Genomic DNA, 1,165 nt, shown 5'->3' with positions numbered 1-1,165 from the left:
CTACGCCGTGAACAGCGGCAGGGCTTTGCCCTGACGGTCAGGTGATGCGCGGTCGGTGGCGGGGTCGAATGCAGGCAGGTATTCGACCCTATGGACATCGACAAACCTGATAGCTCATCCCTGGCTACGATGCGGGCCGATGCCTTCCGAGAGCGCTTCCGCCGAGCCCAGACCATTGCGGCACAAGTGGCTCGCGTCCAGGCCGCGGGCGGCCCACCGAGCGAAGAAGAGGCGGCGCGCCTTGTGGCCGAGTTTCGTGCCCAGGGAGGTCAGGTCACGATCTGTCCGCCGGCCGACGACGCACCGCTCGACTCCGGTCCCAAGCGCTAGGCTTCGACCACCAGCGGGCCCGTCTGGCGGTCACCTGCCGCTGGTCCAGACTCAGCCGATCTACCGCTGCATATCCTCCGCAATCGGCGGTGCCACGGGCCGCCGGACTACCAACGCGATCGCACCCAGCACGCAGGCCAGGGCCGCCACATCGAAGGCGCCGATCCGGCGCTGCACAAGCAGTGCGCTACTGGCGACACCGATACAGGGCACCACCAACAAGGAGAGGCTGGCGACGGTGGCCTTCAGCCGCCTCACCAAGGGAAACCACGCGGCGTAGGCAAGGGCATTGGCAAACACGACCATGTAGAACAGGCCGAACAGCCCACGCCCTGCATCCGGGTGCAGGTAGATATGGTCGTGCAGCACCAGCCACACGGCAAAGGCTGGCGGCGTTCCCAGCAGCAACTGCCAGGCCGTGATGAGCAGGACGGGGCTGCGGAAGCGCAGATTCTTGCTGAGCACTGTGCCGGCGCCGAAGGTGGCACCCGCCGCCAGGCCGAGCGCCACGCCAAGGCCGCTCGGGCCCCCGGGCCCCGTGGTGCCGGCCAGCACCAGCAGCACCGCGGCGAGCCCGAGGCCGAGTGCCATCAGGGTGCGGCGGTCCAGCCGCTCGCCCAGCAGCGGCACTGCGAGCAGAGAGGCCCAGAGCGGCATGGTGTAGTTCAGGATGGCAGCCTGCCCCGGCCCGACCAGCATCACTCCGGCGATCAGCGCGAAGGGGAAAACCACCATGATCAGCAGGCTGAGCGCGAGCACGCCACGCCACTCCTCCCGGTGTGGCAGGATGGGTCGGCCCGGGCCGCTCAGGCAGAGCAACAGCAGCAGGGTTCCG

The 1,165-nt window shown here is 68.6% G+C and carries 1 protein-coding gene; it reads right to left on the bottom strand.

Translation table 11 applies throughout. From position 1 onward, the window contains the following. Nucleotides 1–390 precede the first annotated feature (390 nt). Nucleotides 391–1,165 (bottom strand): DMT family transporter (locus Q7A36_RS40015; protein WP_305109361.1); only part of this gene is annotated, 775 nt, incomplete at its 5' end.

Source organism: Paracraurococcus lichenis, from assembly GCF_030657435.1.
Lineage (GTDB): Bacteria > Pseudomonadota > Alphaproteobacteria > Acetobacterales > Acetobacteraceae > Paracraurococcus > Paracraurococcus lichenis.
This window is presented reverse-complemented; position numbering and strand designations above follow the sequence as displayed.